The organism is Acetobacter sp. DmW_043, from assembly GCF_002153485.1.
Classification (GTDB): Bacteria; Pseudomonadota; Alphaproteobacteria; order Acetobacterales; family Acetobacteraceae; genus Acetobacter; species Acetobacter thailandicus.
The window spans coordinates 1-15,586 of record NZ_JOMN01000021.1 but is presented as its reverse complement, the minus strand read 5'-3'; the positions used below and the strand labels follow the sequence as shown (position 1 = coordinate 15,586).

General features: G+C 49.4%; 13 protein-coding genes. 12 read left to right on the top strand and 1 reads right to left on the bottom strand.

Annotated features, from left to right (window positions below):
* The first annotated feature begins 13 nt into the window (after nucleotides 1-13).
* The 3 genes from HK11_RS07250 to HK11_RS07240 all read left to right on the top strand — a co-directional run bounded on the left by HK11_RS07250 (nucleotide 14) and on the right by HK11_RS07240 (nucleotide 2,697).
* On the top strand, nucleotides 14-1,525 hold the full coding sequence (locus HK11_RS07250) for an amidohydrolase family protein (protein ID WP_086554689.1): 1,512 nt from the start codon (nucleotides 14-16) through the stop codon (nucleotides 1,523-1,525).
* A complete protein-coding gene (locus HK11_RS07245) occupies nucleotides 1,522-2,295 on the top strand; it encodes an N-acyl homoserine lactonase family protein (protein ID WP_086554688.1) in 774 nt (257 codons plus the stop codon). The genes HK11_RS07250 and HK11_RS07245 overlap by 4 nt, the downstream gene beginning before the upstream one ends.
* Before the next feature lie 105 nt (nucleotides 2,296-2,400).
* The gene (locus tag HK11_RS07240; protein WP_086554687.1) at nucleotides 2,401-2,697 is read left to right on the top strand and encodes a hypothetical protein; all 297 of its coding nucleotides are present in this window, start codon (nucleotides 2,401-2,403) and stop codon (nucleotides 2,695-2,697) included.
* 55 nt (nucleotides 2,698-2,752) lie between these two features.
* On the opposite strand, the gene HK11_RS07235 is transcribed toward HK11_RS07240, so the two are convergent.
* Nucleotides 2,753-3,730: a glycosyltransferase family 2 protein gene (locus tag HK11_RS07235; protein WP_086554686.1), complete on the bottom strand. Its 978-nt coding sequence runs from the start codon at nucleotides 3,728-3,730 to the stop codon at nucleotides 2,753-2,755.
* 282 nt (nucleotides 3,731-4,012) lie between these two features.
* Between HK11_RS07235 and tssH the strand changes: the two genes are divergently transcribed.
* The 9 genes from tssH (at nucleotide 4,013) to tssG (ending at nucleotide 15,319) form a co-directional block, all read left to right on the top strand.
* Nucleotides 4,013-6,670 carry a type VI secretion system ATPase TssH gene (gene tssH / locus HK11_RS07230; RefSeq protein ID WP_086554685.1) on the top strand — a complete coding sequence of 886 codons (2,658 nt, stop codon included), beginning with the start codon at nucleotides 4,013-4,015 and terminating at the stop codon, nucleotides 6,668-6,670.
* A 25-nt stretch (nucleotides 6,671-6,695) separates the two neighbouring features.
* Nucleotides 6,696-7,178, top strand: a complete 483-nt coding sequence (locus tag HK11_RS07225; RefSeq protein WP_086554684.1) for a type VI secretion system tube protein Hcp — start codon at nucleotides 6,696-6,698, stop codon at nucleotides 7,176-7,178.
* Nucleotides 7,179-7,368: 190 nt separating this feature from the next.
* Nucleotides 7,369-7,875, top strand: coding sequence for a type VI secretion system contractile sheath small subunit (tssB, locus tag HK11_RS07220; RefSeq protein WP_086554683.1), 507 nt, complete (start codon nucleotides 7,369-7,371; stop codon nucleotides 7,873-7,875).
* Nucleotides 7,876-7,878: 3 nt separating this feature from the next.
* Entirely contained in the window at nucleotides 7,879-9,375 is a 1,497-nt protein-coding gene (gene tssC / locus HK11_RS07215; protein ID WP_086554682.1) for a type VI secretion system contractile sheath large subunit, read from the top strand.
* A gap of 9 nt (nucleotides 9,376-9,384) precedes the next feature.
* Nucleotides 9,385-10,902 (top strand): type VI secretion system contractile sheath large subunit, encoded by a 1,518-nt coding sequence (tssC, locus tag HK11_RS07210; protein ID WP_086554681.1) that lies wholly within the window; start codon nucleotides 9,385-9,387, stop codon nucleotides 10,900-10,902.
* A gap of 32 nt (nucleotides 10,903-10,934) precedes the next feature.
* Nucleotides 10,935-11,756 carry a type VI secretion system accessory protein TagJ gene (locus tag HK11_RS07205; RefSeq protein ID WP_086554680.1) on the top strand — a complete coding sequence of 274 codons (822 nt, stop codon included), beginning with the start codon at nucleotides 10,935-10,937 and terminating at the stop codon, nucleotides 11,754-11,756.
* Nucleotides 11,753-12,292, top strand: a complete 540-nt coding sequence (gene tssE, locus HK11_RS07200) for a type VI secretion system baseplate subunit TssE (protein ID WP_086554679.1) — start codon at nucleotides 11,753-11,755, stop codon at nucleotides 12,290-12,292. The genes HK11_RS07205 and tssE overlap by 4 nt, the downstream gene beginning before the upstream one ends.
* 4 nt (nucleotides 12,293-12,296) lie before the next feature.
* Nucleotides 12,297-14,129, top strand: a complete 1,833-nt coding sequence (tssF, locus tag HK11_RS07195; protein ID WP_086554678.1) for a type VI secretion system baseplate subunit TssF — start codon at nucleotides 12,297-12,299, stop codon at nucleotides 14,127-14,129.
* On the top strand, nucleotides 14,126-15,319 hold the full coding sequence (gene tssG / locus HK11_RS07190) for a type VI secretion system baseplate subunit TssG (RefSeq protein ID WP_158092792.1): 1,194 nt from the start codon (nucleotides 14,126-14,128) through the stop codon (nucleotides 15,317-15,319). Before tssF ends, tssG begins: the two co-directional genes overlap by 4 nt.
* Nucleotides 15,320-15,586: the final 267 nt, after the last annotated feature.

Genomic DNA, 15,586 nt, shown 5'->3' with positions numbered 1-15,586 from the left:
AAGACAGCGGAACATGAACCACTCATCAGCACCATCTTCTGCAACACAAACTGAAGAATGGTCAGCAGAATTTGTGCTGACACGACCCGGTCATGATGCTCCGCTGTTTAACCAGCGTATTACAACCCGTGATGGTCGCCTGTGCGCGCTACAACCCGAGATATTACCTCAACAGGGGGCTGGCCGTGTTGCCATGCCCGCCTTTGCCAATGCGCATGATCATGGTCGGGGCGTGCCTACCCTGTCAGCTGGCATTCCTGACGGGCCACTGGAACTCTGGCTGTCGCGCCTGGGGGTTGAGCCACGTATGCAGGCTTACCTTAATGCGGCCTGTGCCTTTGCAAACATGGCTGAAGCAGGCATTGGCGCTGTTGTGCACTGCCACAATACGCAAAATGGTCGGGCCCTGCTGGAAGAAGCAGAAGGAGTCGCTGCTGCTGCCCGTGATGTCGGCATCAGAGTCGCTTTTGCTGTTCCGTTTGCTGGTGAAAACCCTTTTGTCTACGGCGATAATGCAGCTCTGGGCGGGTATATGCCTGATCTCTCCCGCTATCCCCAGCTTTCTGCACCGCGTCACAAACGTTCGCTGGCGGAAGGTCTCGCCATCACTGATGCTCTGACCCGCCTGGAAAGCCCGACTTTTACCGTACAGTATGGCCCTGTCGGCCCGCAATGGACTGACCGGGAGACACTCGAAACACTAAGTGCTCTTTCAGCCTCGACCGGACGCCGGGTACATATGCATTTTTTTGAAACACGCTTACAGCGTGAATGGGCCGACGCACAATTTCCTGAAGGTCTTATCCTCTGGCTTGACAAAATCGGCCTGCTTTCACCCCGCCTCACTCTGGCGCATTGCTGCTGGCTGCGCGAGTACGAGCTTGAGCTGCTGGCACAGCGCGGGGTGCTGATTGCGTGTAATACCTCTTCAAATTTTCGCCTCTCTTCAGGTCTCCCTCCCATCGCTGGCGTACTGCGCCACGCTATTACGTTCGGAGTCGGGCTGGATGGCATGTCACTGGAAGATGACCATGATATTTTACGAGAAACCCGTTTGCTGCGTGGTGTTGCACAGGCACTTGATGCTGGCATAGACGGTGTTGCCGACAAAGGCATGTTGTTAACGCACTGTTATGACGCCCTTCTGCGCGGTGGTCGTGAAGCCGTTCTGGGCCCGGATAGCGGTGGAACTCTCCTTGAAGGCGCACCGGCCGACTTTGTTATTGCACGCACAGATCGCATTATGAGGCATACCGTGCCTGATGCCGCCTTACCTGACCTGCTGCTGACACGGCTGACACGCCAGGACATCGACACGCTGGTCGTTAATGGCAAAACCATTGTAAAAAATGGCCAGTGCATCACCGTCTCAAAACCCGACCTGGAGCGGACCCTCAACGACCTGATCAAAGCTGCTCTGGATAAAAACCATGGTACCTCACCGGTCGACCCTGAATGGGAGAACGGGCTACGCCGGTATTACCGTGCCGGAGAACACCGCAAAGCAGGGATTACGCACGTATGACAGCGATAAAGCGCCTCTATGTGCTGCTATGCGGCTACGAAACCATACCCAAATATATTTCTGTCAGCGGTGCCGATAACCGCTTTATGATCAGCGAGCCTATATGTGCTTACCTGCTCGACACGACACAGGGATGGATTTTGCTCGATGCAGGCATGGACCCTCAGCACGTCACAGACCCACAGAGGCTGCACACATATTTTACATCACAGGGTATGATCCCTCCGATCGTACGCACTCAGCATGACCTGAAAAATCAGTTAGCTGAAATTGGTATTACACTGGCTGATATCAGCTGGATTATTCTCTCTCACCTGCATTTTGATCACACCGGTTACATCAAACACTGCCCACAGGCGCGGGTTTCAGTACAAAAGCGAGATTATGATGCTGCTATGGGCGCTGACTATTTTGCCAGTATTGCCGAAGATTTTAACAGCCCCACGATCAGATGGGATTTCAGAGAGGGAGACTGGGACGCCTTTCCTGGCCTGACTCTGCTCGACACCCGAGGGCACACGCCAGGGCATCAGTCTGCTCTGGTGCAGTTGAAGCATAGTGGTGCATTGCTCCTGACCTTTGATGCTGGCGACCTGATGGAAAATTTCAATCAGTCTCTGCCTCCGGGCTCATGCGCTGACCAGAATGAAGCTCTGTCCTCTCTTCTGCGGATCAAAACACTTGCTGAAACGCTGCCAGCTCAGCTTATTTTATTTCATGACCCTCAACAGATACAGCAGCTCCGTTTATCTCCCGAATACTACGAATAAAATATAATCTGACCTGCAAAATGATGTTAATCTTGCCGATTTTCTGTAAAAGTGCATAAAGCAGATAATAACTGTTTTTATTTTATCAGAATTCCGGTGCCCGCGATGAAAAAGAAATTTATAGCAATGAGTATCGCCTGCCTTATTTCAGGCGGAGCATCTTATGCAAAACCACCACAAAAAGATAAAATCAACACGCCTCAGACTTCTCCTGATGCCTCAATTGATATACCGCCACCTGCACCAGTTTTTGAACAAAACCCGGCACATACGCTCGAATGGTATACACAGCACAAACAGCAGCGCTCTGAAACAATTCAGGCCTGTGCAAGCAACAGCTCCATACAGGTCAGCACAAACGACTGCACTAACGCCATTAACTCTGCGGTCGCCAACCCCTGACTTCAGAGCAGCGACACAGGGTTACCTGCTGTTACTCAGACGGAGTAAGAACAAGCTATTTTTCTGCTCCGTTCTCCATGACGCTTTCTATATGGAAACGAGGTCTGTGTTTCGTTTCAAGATAAATTTTACCAATATACTCACCGATAATACCCAGTGAAAGCATCTGCACCCCTCCCATAAAGAAAATTGAGAGAACGACTGAGGACCAGCCTGCGATGGTATGTCCGGTTATTTTTATCAGTAAAATGTATAAAATAGCGAGCAAAGACAAAATACAGATCAGAAAACCCAGTGAAGCAATAAGACGCAGCGGCGCAACAGTCATGGAGGTTATACCCTCCAGCGCCAGCGCCAGCATTTTACGTAACGGGTATTTCGACTCACCGGCTATACGCACACCACGGTCATAGCGCACTTCAAGAGAAGGAAAACCGATAAGAGGAATCAAACCGCGAATGTAGATATTGCGCTCATTATAATCGAGCAAAGCTTTGAGCGCACGACTGCTGAGCAGACGGTAATCAGCATGATTAAATTTCTGCTTAACGCCCATCAGCGCCATCAGATGATAAAACCCTTCAGCCGTTGTCCTTTTAAACCATGTATCTGTCTGACGACTGTCACGCACACCATAAACCACATCATAACCGGCACAATAAGCCTTCACCATCCTCCTGATAGCCTGAACATCATCCTGCAGATCTGCATCTATACTGACGACAGCATCTGAGTGCTGACCTGCCACATGCAACCCGGCCAGCAGAGCAGCCTGATGCCCTTCATTACGCGACAGCTTAACACCCTGAATGCACTCTCCCTCAGCACAGGCCTCACGGATACATCTCCATGTCTGATCACAGCTGCCATCATCGACAAATAATAAAAAACTATCTTTTTTTATGAGGTTATCCTGCACCATTTCTTTAATGCTGTTTCTCAGCTCTGTCAGACAGGAAGAGAAAACCTCTTCCTCATTATAACAGGGCACGACAATAACCAGCCGTGGCGCCGGGCGGGACATAACTGACATTCAATACAACTTTTAAAGGCTAATAAAATTTATCCGGTTATAATATTAACATTTATTCATAAATTTGGCGATAAATTTTATTATCAGATTCATGTTCAAAAAATCAAAAAGACCGGAAACAAAGCACGCCAGCAGACTCCGGCCAGATAAATCCTCTGACCTGAGTATTATCTCATTGTAAATAATATGCCTTTATTTTAATGACATTTTGTTCATAAGATTGACCACCCCCAGGCGGTGTTTGCTTCGCTATGCACTGCAACACATTAAAGAGAAAAAAGCATGAGGCCTGTTGAACTGTCTAAACTTGTACAACGTTTAGACGATACATGTCGTCGTCAGCTTGAAAACGCCGCTGGCATGGCAGTATCACGCACGCACTACGATGTAGAGGCCGAACACTGGTTCAGTTTCCTCCTCCAGGCTGAAAACAATGATATCCTCAACATTACCAGAACACTTGGCCTGGACCCGGCACCTCTGCTTACCCACCTTGAGAACATTCTCGCGGGTCTGAAAACCGGCAATGGCAGAGCACCTGGCCTTTCACCCGATATTGTTCGCCTGATAAAATCAGCCTGGCTGGGCGCATCGGTTAACAGAAGTACCACCGCAATACGCTCAGCCGATCTGCTTCTTGCTCTGGCAGCAGATACTGATAACTGCCTGAGTCTGCGCAACGCACTTAAGCCACTACTTGGTGCTGTGTCTCGCTGCACCGAAGCTGAAGTCTGGTCTTTTTGCCAGGCAAGTGCCGAAGTGCCCCCTGCCCCGGCATCCCGGGAAATATCAGGAGATACGCAAGACGCGGTGCATGACGATAAACGCTTTGGAGCCGCCTTATCACGCTACGCACAGGATCTTGTCACTCAGGCTGAAAAAGGAAAAATTGACCCTGTCCTGGGCCGCGACAGTGAAATACGACAAATGGCGGATATTCTTCTGCGCCGTCGTCAGAATAATCCCATTCTGGTCGGTGAAGCCGGTGTTGGTAAGACAGCTCTGATCGAAGGACTCGCCCAGCGTCTGGCAGACGGTGATGTACCACCAGCTTTAAAAAACGTCCGTATTTTCACCCTTGACCTGGGCCTGCTACAGGCCGGAGCCGGTGTGAAAGGTGAATTCGAAAACCGCCTGAAAGACGTTATTGCCGACGTTGATGCCGCTCCTGTCCCTGTCATTTTATTTATTGATGAAGCTCACACTCTGATAGGTGCAGGTGCCGGAGGTACAACAGGCTCAGGTGATGCTGCTAATCTTCTCAAGCCGGCTCTCGCCCGGGGCAACCTGCGCGTTATCGCAGCCACCACCTGGGCGGAATATAAAAAATACTTCGAAAAAGATGCTGCTCTGACACGCAGGTTTCAGCCCGTAGCAGTAAACGAACCGAGCATCCCGGTAGCCACCGCAATGTTACGTGGCCTGACCAAAACACTCAGCGGGCATCATAACGTATTGATCCTTGAAGATGCCATCCACGCCGCTGTCTCTCTCTCAGCACGCTATATCACCGGACGACAACTGCCGGATAAAGCCGTGAGCCTGCTCGACACAGCCTGCGCGCGCGTCGCCATGAGTCAGAATACCACTCCGGCTCAGCTTGAAGACAGCGAGCGCAGACTAAGTATGCTGAACACAGAAATCAGCGCTCTTGAATCAGAAAGTATTTTCGACAAAGCCAGTCAGAAAGAACATCTCGCTACATTACAGGAACAACGTATAACCGAAGAAAATCGTCGCGCTGCTCTGGCTGACAAAGCTGCACAGGAATATGCCCTTGTTACAGAACTTGAGGCTCTTCAGACCCAGCTGAGCAGAGATTCAGAAGAAGATAAATCCGCTCTGAGCACAGCCTATCGTGATGCAATGGCCCGCCTTGAAATCGTTCAGGGTGACAATCCAATGATCTTCCCCATGGTAGACCATAATGCAGTTGCCGCCGTCGTTTCAGAATGGACCGGCATTCCGCTCGGACGCATGCAAAATAACCAGCTTCAGGCTGTGCTCTCTCTCGAAGAGACAATGAAACAGCGCATCATCGGGCAGGACCATGCTCTTCACGCTATTGCTCTTGCCGTACAGACCTCACGCGCCGGTCTGAATGACCCACGTAAACCCGTAGGTGTTTTCCTGATGGCCGGCACATCCGGTGTGGGCAAAACAGAAACCGCGCTGGCTCTGGCAGACCTGCTCTATGGTGGAGAACAAAGCCTCACCATTATCAATATGTCTGAGTTTAAAGAGGAGCATAAAGTCAGCCTGCTGATGGGCAGCCCCCCCGGCTATATTGGTTACGGTGAAGGCGGCATTCTGACTGAAGCTGTGCGCCGCAAGCCATATTCTGTGCTGCTTCTCGACGAAATGGAGAAAGCACATCCCGGCGTGCAGGAAATCTTCTTCCAGGTGTTTGACAAAGGACACATGAAGGACGGCGAAGGACGTAATATTGATTTTCGCAATACCCTGATCGTTATGACCTCTAATGCCGGCACAGAGTTAATTTCGAGCCTGTATGCTGACCCTGAAACAGCCCCGCCACAGGAAACAGTTGATAAGCTGGTTTATGAAGAACTGCAAAAATCCTTTAAACCTGCTTTCCTCGGGCGGACAAAGGTTATCCCCTACATCCCTCTGAGCCGCGAGACATTACTGCGTATTGTTGACCTGCAACTGACCCGCGTGCGCGACCGGGTTAAGACACGCTTTGGCGTCACCGTTGAAATTGCAGAATCGGTCAGAGAAATGCTGATTAATCGCTGCGAAGAAGGAAGTGCCGGCGCACGTGCACTGGAAAGAGTTATTGCTGACACGCTCCTGCCAGCTCTTTCACGATATATTCTTGAAAGACTTACCGCCCGTGAAGATGAAAAAAACTTCATAATAGGGCAACTTTTTATTGACTTAAATTTAGAAATGCGGCCTTTTATAACAGAACTTTAATTTTTAATCAGGGTGAGAGACGGCCGTGGCTATCTATATGCAGTACGAAGGCGTTGAAGGCAACGTTACCGAAGCCGGACACGAAGGATGGACCGAACTGACCGGGTTTCAATGGGGTGTCGGTCGAGGCATTTCCAGCAGCGTTGGTTCGACAGCTGACCGTGAGTCAAGCGCACCGAGCGTTGGTGAAGTGATCGTTACAAAGAACAATGATATGTCGACCGGTGACCTGATGAGCGAGGCTCTGTCAGGTCATGGTGATAAAGTTATCAAAATCGACTTTACACGTACCTACAAAGATCAGCAGCAGGTTTACCTGTCGCTGGAACTTCAGCAGGCCATTATCAGCTCTTACTCTCACTCTTCAAGCGGCGACCGTCCTCACGAATCGCTGGCCTTTAATTTCAACCACGTCACGGTCAAAACCTATCAGATGAATGCTGATGGCAGCCAGGGCGGTCAGAAAGTAATCACCTACGATCTGGCGACAGCAAAAGCAAACACCTGATTATAAAATTCTGCACCTTCTGGTTCAGATATTTAAAAACCGGAAGAAATATTTTTTATTTCTCTCCGGTTTTATTTTAAGACAGTCATCATGTTCTGGAAAAATAAACAAAAGCGAACATAATGCACACCAGAATACATATAACTGATTCTGTCGAAACTTAAATAATACTCCAGAATGAGGTAATCATATGAGCGGCAGTGTGCATGATAAATTAAAGAACGTTCGTAAACCGCGTGTCCACATTACCTATGATGTGGAAACAGAAGGTGCCGAAATTGTAAGAGAACTTCCTTTCGTCGTTGGCGTTATGGGAGATTTTTCAGGCGACCCGCGCAAACCATTACGCCCGCTGGCTGAACGTAAATTTGTTCAGATTGACCGGGATAATTTTGATGAGGTTATGGCCCGACTGGCCCCGGGCCTTCATATGTCAGTACGCAATACCCTGACAAATGACGGTTCTGACCTTGTTACTGATCTGAAGTTTAACTCCACAGCTGATTTTGAACCTGCACAGGTTATCGACCAGGTACCAGCACTTAAGGCCCTTCTCGAAACACGCAACAAATTACGTGACCTGATGAGTAAAGCTGATCGCTCTGAAGAACTTGAGCAGCTGCTCGAACAGATTCTGCAACAGGATAATAAATTAAATAGTGTGACTGAAGAACTTGCCGGTAAAGAGAAGGGCTAACTGATGTCTGAAACCACATCACACTCAAAGTCAGCGACTTCAGGCAAAACTGAGGAGACCTCAGCATCCTTTCTGAGTCAGGTTGTTGCTGCAACAAAGCAGACAGAACCAGATCGTGCTGAAGAGCTGGTTCGCACACTGGTAGAGCAGGCCGCGGCAGGCACGATCAGATTTGACCGTAATATGAACCGCACGATTGAACGGGCTATTAAGCAGATTGATCAGAAACTCTCAGAACAACTTAATGAAATCATACATGATGAGCGCTTTCTGAAACTTGAGGGCTCATGGCGTGGCCTGCATTACCTGGTCAACAATTCCGAAACTAGCTCCAATCTTAAGATCCGACTGCTCAACGTCTCCAAACGTGAGCTGAACCGTGATCTGACCCGCGCGACTGAATTTGACCAGTCCTCTTTGTTTCGCAAAATCTACGAAAGCGAATTCGGAACACCAGGAGGTGAACCTTATGGTGCACTGATTGGTGATTATGAATGGAATAACCACCCGGATGATGTCGAGACCCTGCGTCAGATATCCAACGTTAGTGCAGCAGCTTTTGCTCCTTTCATCTCGGGAGTGAGCCCGGCGATGTTCGGTTTTGATGACTGGTCTCAGCTGGCGAAACCGCGCGATCTGAGCAAAATCTTTGATAGTGCCGAGTATATCAAATGGCGTAGTTTCCGCGACAGCGAAGACAGCCGCTTTGTTAACCTTGTCATGCCCCGCGTCATGGCACGTCTGCCCTATGGCAACACAACCCGCCCGGTTGACGAGTTCGACTATGAAGAAGCCCCGCAGGATGCAAACGGTCGCTCCGAGTCCATAGCACACAACAACTATTGCTGGATGAACGCCGCCTTCGTCATGGGGGCTCGTATGACAGATTCATTCGCGCGTACAGGCTTCTGCACCACGATACGGGGTGCAGAAGGTGGTGGCAAAGTGGAAAACCTGCCTTCACACACCTTCATGTCTGATGACGGTGACCTCGACACTAAATGCCCGACTGAAATTGGCATTACTGACCGCCGTGAACACGAGCTGTCTCAGCTGGGCTTCCTGCCACTTTGTCATTATAAAAATCATGACTACGCAGTATTTTTTGGCGCGCAGAGCACACAAAAAGCAAAAGAATACGAACGCCCTGAAGCCACAGCCAACGCCCGTATTTCAACCCGCCTGCCCTGCGTTATGGCAACCAGCCGCTTTGCTCATTATCTTAAAGTGATGGCACGCGACAAGCTCGGGTCTTTTACAGAAGCTGAGGATTGCGAAATCTGGCTAAACCGCTGGATTATGAACTACGTCAATACCAACGAAAATGCCGGAGCCGAGAATAAAGCAAAATACCCTTTGCGTGAGGCTCGTGTTCAGGTGCGTGAAGTTCCTGGCAGCCCAGGATCCTACAACGCGGTTGCCTACCTGCGTCCGTGGCTGCAACTGGAAGAACTGACCACCAGTCTGCGTATGGTGGCACGGGTTCCTCAGAAAAGCTGAGAACATCCCGTGACTGAACCTGCTTCCGACTCACCTCCTGCATTGCGTGATACGATCCTTTCAGGACGTTTTATGCTTCAGGAAACAGGGACGGAATCTTTTATCGCCTTTCTTTCAGCTCCTGGTTACCAGGGGCTGAAAGAGTGGTTCAGCATTGATACGCTAAGTCAGGCACGTCATGATCCACAGCTGATCTGCGACATGATTGATTACGACATTACGCGTATCGACCGTATGCTGAGCACACAACTTGACATCATACTTCACGACGAATCTTTTCAAAAACTTGAAAGCGCATGGCGCGGTCTTTTATGGCTGACAGGAGGACTATCTCCCGAGTCACGGGTTTTTGTAAGAATGCTGTCTGTCAGCTGGCCGGAAATCTGCCGTGATCTGCAAAATGCCGTTGATTTTGATAAAAGCGCACTATTCAGACTGATTTATGAAAAAGAATTTGGTCAGGCCGGGGGCGAACCTTTTGGCCTGATGGTTATCGACCATGAGTTTCGTCATACACCAGCCCCACGCAGGCCGGGCGCCCCCCCTTCAACCGACGATATTGCCGCACTTAACAGCCTGGCGGGCATTGCTGCGGCCGCATTTTGTCCTATGGTTCTGGGTGTTTCACCTGTGTTATTTGGTGTTGAACGCTTTTGCGATCTCGCGACTGTTGTTGATCTTGTCGCCTCTCTTAAAGAAACAGATAAACGCCGGTGGGAAATGCTGCGTCGTCAGGCTGATGCGCGTTTTTTATGTGCCTGCCTGCCACGTGTACTGGCGCGCCTGCCCTGGGGTCATGACCCGGCACGACGTGATGGTTTTTTCTACAGAGAGCGGGTTGTCCATAATAAAGAACGCCTCTGGTCCTCTGCTGCTTATGCCTTTGCATCAGTCGTTATTCGTGCACAGATGACCTATAACTGGCCGGCAGACATTCGTGGTGTTCCCATCGGCCGCACAGGTGGTGGTCTGGTGCCAGACCTTATAAGTGAAGCGTCTGCTACTGACAGACACCAGGTGTGGCACTACCCGCCGCTTGACCTGCAACTCTCCCCCGGGCAGGAGCGCGCACTGAGCAACGAAGGCTTTATGCCTCTTGTTTCTCTGCCTTTCGGTCCGGAAGCCTGCTTTAGCTCGGTCAGTAGTATCGCCAGAGCACAAGGCGGAGAAAGTGCTGCATCAGTCAATCACCACTTATCTCTGCAAATGAATATGCTTCTCTGTGTCTCACGTTTTGCCCATTACATTAAAATTCTCGGCCGGTCGGCAATCGGAAGCATAACCAGTCAGGATGCCCTGCAACGCCGTCTGCAAAACTGGCTGATGAGCTACACCAACAATAGTCAGCATGCTTCAGAGCAAACCCGAGCCAGATATCCTCTGATCGACAGTAAAGTAAAAGTTTCTGAAAAACCCGATAACCCGGGACACTTCTTTTGCGTGGTTCACCTTAAGCCACGCTACCAGCTTGACCAGATGAACATTGCTTTTAGCCTGACCACCGAACTCACCGGTCCAGCAGCCTGATATATTTTAGTGATTTATTACCGGAGTTTCTCATGACGTCTGACAGTATAAGCACAACTGCTACTGAAGCTTTTCGCAGCGGCAATCCGGAACATGCTGTTGAGCTGGCCACTGCCGCCGTACGTGCAGCCCCGACACAAAGCCAGGCGCGCTTCAGACTGTTTGAAATGCTTCTGTTCAGCAACCAGTTTGAGAGAGCTGACAACGTTCTTGACGCTTTACAAAAACTCGACACTAAAGCAGCATTATATATTGCTGAGTGCCGGCAGTTACTCAGGGCTGAGGTTTCGCGCCAGAGTTACTGGAGCAGTGGCCAGCAACCAGAATTTTTGCAGGGCTGCGAGCCCGCTCAGGCACTCTGCCTGCGTGCTCTGACCGAACTTCATGCACAGGACAACGTAGCGGCAGCAACCACACTGGAAGAAGCCGAAAACATACGTCCACACGCTCCGGGAGAAACTAACAAAGCTGAATTCTCTGACTTTCGGGATACTGATGACCTGTGTGCCGGCGCCCTTGAAGTGCTGACAACAACGGGACGCTATTTTCAGGTACCATTCTCACGCGTTGAAAGCGCCTCTTTCCTTCCGGTAAAATGTCACCGTGATTTGTACTGGCGAGGGTGCCACCTGAACATCACAAACGGGCCTGATGGTATTGTTTACATCCCCGCTATTTACGGAGCGACTGCGGCTCTGGCCGAGCACTTGCCAGAACGCGGCAAACTATTAACCGGACAGATGACAGAATGGACTGATGGAGATGTTACTCGCGGTATCGGGCAGCGCCTCTTCCTCGCTGGTGATGAGGGGCTGACCCTGTATGATATCGGGGAGCTGACGTTTAAAATATGAATAAGCGCAAAGACCGCATAAGACAGCCGGCAAGCCAGAACTCACGTCAGTCTGACACACACAACACGCCTGTCAGACTCTCCGTTTTTGACCGCCTTACGGCACCCGAAGCATCACAGGCCAGTATTACAAACTCACGTACAGGCATTAAAACACTACAAAATGCTGTGTTACGCGATGTTTCTCTCCTGCTCAACTCACGACGTTGCTGGTATCAGCCATCACGAGAGCAAAAAGACCTGCGCCGCTCTTTACTAACCTATGGTGTACCTGACTTCACCTCTGGCGAGCTGGGGGAGCAGGATAACCGTGAAATGCTGCGTGCTGCTATCGAACAAACGATCACACGCTTTGAAACGCGGCTGAATAATGTGCGGGTCGCACTCAGAGAAGAACGTGACCGTAGTCACGGAGTTCTTAAATTGCGAATTGATGCTTTACTTCACGTGGAGCCTTTGCAGACACCGATCTGTTTCGACACGGTTATTGACCTGGCCTCAGCACATGCTGATGTTTTGCTAAACGAAGTGGTCTGACACTATGGATGATCTTCTTTTTCGTTATTATAATCGTGAACTTTCAGCACTGCGTACACTTGCCGCTGATTTTGCACAGGCCAACCCCAAAGCTGCCGCTCACCTGCGCATTAGTGCTGATACTGTTGATGACCCCCATGTTGCCCGGCTCCTCGAGGGCCTGGCTTTTCTTTCTGGCAGAGTGCATCAGCGACTTGATGATGAATTCCCCGAGCTGACAGAAGGATTGCTGGGGATATTATACCCGCATTATTTTGCGCCCGTTCCGGCGGCCTCCATTATCTCTCTGACTGCACGCGAGGGCACTAATACGCACGGACAAATTGTACCACGTGGCACCCTTGTCGCAACAGACCCGATTGGTGGCAAACCCTGCTTTTTTTCCACCACATCTGACACTTCTCTGTGGCCTGTAAGGGTATCACGCCTGACCCTGTCCGGACTGCCACTGGCAGCCCCGGCCAGCCCACTCACCCGTGGCGCCAGGTCTGTTTTACGTATTGTTCTGGAAACAACTGAAAAAGACATCTCTTTTTCTGATCTTTCCCTTGATAAGTTAAAATTTTTTCTGCGTGGATCATCGCCAGGGCAGAGCTTCGCTCTTCTTGAACTGTTATGCCGACATACAATATGTTTTGCCTGTGCAGCCTCCCCCAACGATCCGTCAGCAACTTTTTTACCTAAAACAGCTTTACAGCCATGTGGTTTTGAGCAGAACGATGCTCTTTTACCATGGGAGGCAAGATCCTTCTCAGGCTTTCGCCTTCTGACAGAATATTTCGCATTTCCCGATAAATTTTTATTTGTGGAATTTGACAGACTGGATGCCCGCACACTCGTCCATGACAGTCGGCAAATGGAAATTTTTGTCTATTTTGATATTTCATTACCTGAACTTGAGCGGACTCTGCCACAGGAAGCTCTGATACCAGGATGCGTACCCATCATTAACCTGTTCCCGCACCATTGTGAGCCTGTTTCGCTCACGCATGAAAATACTAACTATCACGTATCAGGCAGCCTGCACGATCCACAGCATTACGAAATCTGGAGCGTGCAACGCGTCAGAGAAATACAGGGGAATGGCACTGCACAGACCTGGAGCCCGCTCTATCAGCGTAATCCCCACGAAGCAGAGCTGACAAATCAACACTCAATCTCTTATACCCTCAGCCGCAGGCCCGCACCGGCTGACATAACAGGCAGTGAGGTTTATCTTGCTCCTGTTTTACCAGACCTTGCCCCCAATTCACCGGCAAATTCAATTCTGATGATTGATGCTCTGTGTACTAACCGTAACCTGCCTGAACGTCTGCCTTTTGGTGGTGGAGAACCTGCGTTACGTATGCCAGCCATGACTGATATTATCAGACAGGTTACCTGCCTGATGCCTTTTTCAGCGACACTTCGCCCCTCCCTTGAGGGTGATAATACCTGGCGGCTGATTTCACACCTGGCTCTGGGACATATCTCTCTGACAGAGCATGATGCCGGACCACGTATTCTGCACGACCTGCTCACACTTTATGACTGCCGTGATACGCTGGAAACACGCCGTATTATCAGCGGCCTTGTTGACGTCAGTACCCGCCCTGGTCATGCCCGCCTGCCAGGCACACGTGCCGGTGGCTTTGTACGCGGCGTTGATGTTACACTGACCTTTGATCCGGTCGCCTGGAAAGATAGCAGCTCTTATCTTCTTGCCAGTATTCTGGAGCGCTTTCTGGCCCTGCATGTCAGCATCAACTCATTTGTGCGCACATGCGTCATGCTTCAGGGCAAGCCTGGCATTGTTACGCAATTTCCACCACGCTGTGGCACACGGTCGCTATTATGAACAGCTCTGGCATTCCGTCAGGAACCACCACACAGGTCATCTGCCTGACAGAAGAAGATAATGTAAACACGCAGGAAGATCTGAAACCACAGACACCCCTGACAACTTCACCTGTTGTCCGGGCAAATACACCACCAGCTGTGATCACAGAGCCCCCCGAAGCACCTGATAACGGGCTCATGGCTCAGTTCATAAAACAGCCCGGACAGTTCAGTTTTGATGCCGCGGTATTACTGATGCTGCGCGACAGAAAAAATGCTCCCATACAAAGTACTATCCGGTTTCACTCTCCCCAGGGCACCGCGTACCCGACAACTGACATCACCGCGATACAAAAAAACGATACAACATTTCATACAACAGTTACCCCAATTGGCTTAACTGGCCCTACCGGGGTATTACCGCTACACTACACTATGGAGCTGACAGCCGAGCATCGCCGGCGCGCTTCAGCTCTGAGCGATTTTTTTGAACTCCTCATACAACGCCCGCTCATACACTACGCAGAAAGTGGCATTAAATACCGCCTTGCCAGTGGGCATACCCTTCCCGAAAATTCAGGCAGCGCACCTTATGCCGCTCAGATATCTAAAGTTCTTTTAGCGATAGCTGGTTTTCAGTCATCAGCGACTGCGCGGTCACTCGGAGTAAATGCCGATACTGTTAAATTTTACTCGGGGTATTTTTCTTCTATGCCCCGTTCAACAGAGTGTCTTCGCTCCCTTTTAAGTGACTGGTTAAAGCTGCCTGTACGCATTGAAGAATTCACCCCACTCCGCATTAAAATAGAACGCGATCAGCAAAGCCGTTTACCTGTCACAGGATATAGCAGGGAAGATCTGAACAATTTCAGTCAGCTGGGCGTTAATGCGACTATCGGGGAACGTTATCTCAATTATCAGTCGCAGTTTACAATGTGGATTGGCCCGCTTGATCTGACAACATTTCAAAGTCTGATACCAACAGGTCAGTTATTTAAAAAAATAATAAATATGTCAAAGGCTTATACCGGACCTGAATTGCAGATTATTATAAGGCCAATCCTTAAAAAAACTGGTGTCCCTGCTCTGCGTCTTCCTGCGAAGATCAATACAGACAACGAATTTCAACCTCGACTAGGCTGGAACAGCTGGTTAACACCTGCGAAGCCTCGCACAAAAGATGTATCAGATGCTATTTTCACTGAATAATACCCTGAAATATTTTGATTGTTTGTTCTTTTATAATTTCTCTAAAATAGACCGGATATAATTCGTATACTGCCAACGCCCCTGGAACCATCACAACATATTGTGGATATTAATTCATAATTATTTACAAATATTACAAAAATAATTATTTAAAAAAATCCATATTATATAGTTTTAATACCCCAAAAAATAAAAATAAAATATTTTAAAAAATTATTTTATTTATAATAATAAAATAATTACCTATAAAATAAATCATAAATTATT

What these genes read in the sequence shown, in the direction of transcription:
- HK11_RS07250 (WP_086554689.1), top strand. Translation starts at nt 14, where the DNA reads ATGAACCACTCATCAGCACCATCTTCTGCAACACAAACTGAAGAATGG.
- HK11_RS07245 (WP_086554688.1), top strand. Translation starts at nt 1,522, where the DNA reads ATGACAGCGATAAAGCGCCTCTATGTGCTGCTATGCGGCTACGAAACC.
- HK11_RS07240 (WP_086554687.1), top strand. Translation starts at nt 2,401, where the DNA reads ATGAAAAAGAAATTTATAGCAATGAGTATCGCCTGCCTTATTTCAGGC.
- HK11_RS07235 (WP_086554686.1), bottom strand. Translation starts at nt 3,730, where the DNA reads ATGTCAGTTATGTCCCGCCCGGCGCCACGGCTGGTTATTGTCGTGCCC.
- tssH (WP_086554685.1), top strand. Translation starts at nt 4,013, where the DNA reads ATGAGGCCTGTTGAACTGTCTAAACTTGTACAACGTTTAGACGATACA.
- tssB (WP_086554683.1), top strand. Translation starts at nt 7,369, where the DNA reads ATGAGCGGCAGTGTGCATGATAAATTAAAGAACGTTCGTAAACCGCGT.
- tssC (WP_086554682.1), top strand. Translation starts at nt 7,879, where the DNA reads ATGTCTGAAACCACATCACACTCAAAGTCAGCGACTTCAGGCAAAACT.
- HK11_RS07205 (WP_086554680.1), top strand. Translation starts at nt 10,935, where the DNA reads ATGACGTCTGACAGTATAAGCACAACTGCTACTGAAGCTTTTCGCAGC.
- tssE (WP_086554679.1), top strand. Translation starts at nt 11,753, where the DNA reads ATGAATAAGCGCAAAGACCGCATAAGACAGCCGGCAAGCCAGAACTCA.
- tssF (WP_086554678.1), top strand. Translation starts at nt 12,297, where the DNA reads ATGGATGATCTTCTTTTTCGTTATTATAATCGTGAACTTTCAGCACTG.
- tssG (WP_158092792.1), top strand. Translation starts at nt 14,126, where the DNA reads ATGAACAGCTCTGGCATTCCGTCAGGAACCACCACACAGGTCATCTGC.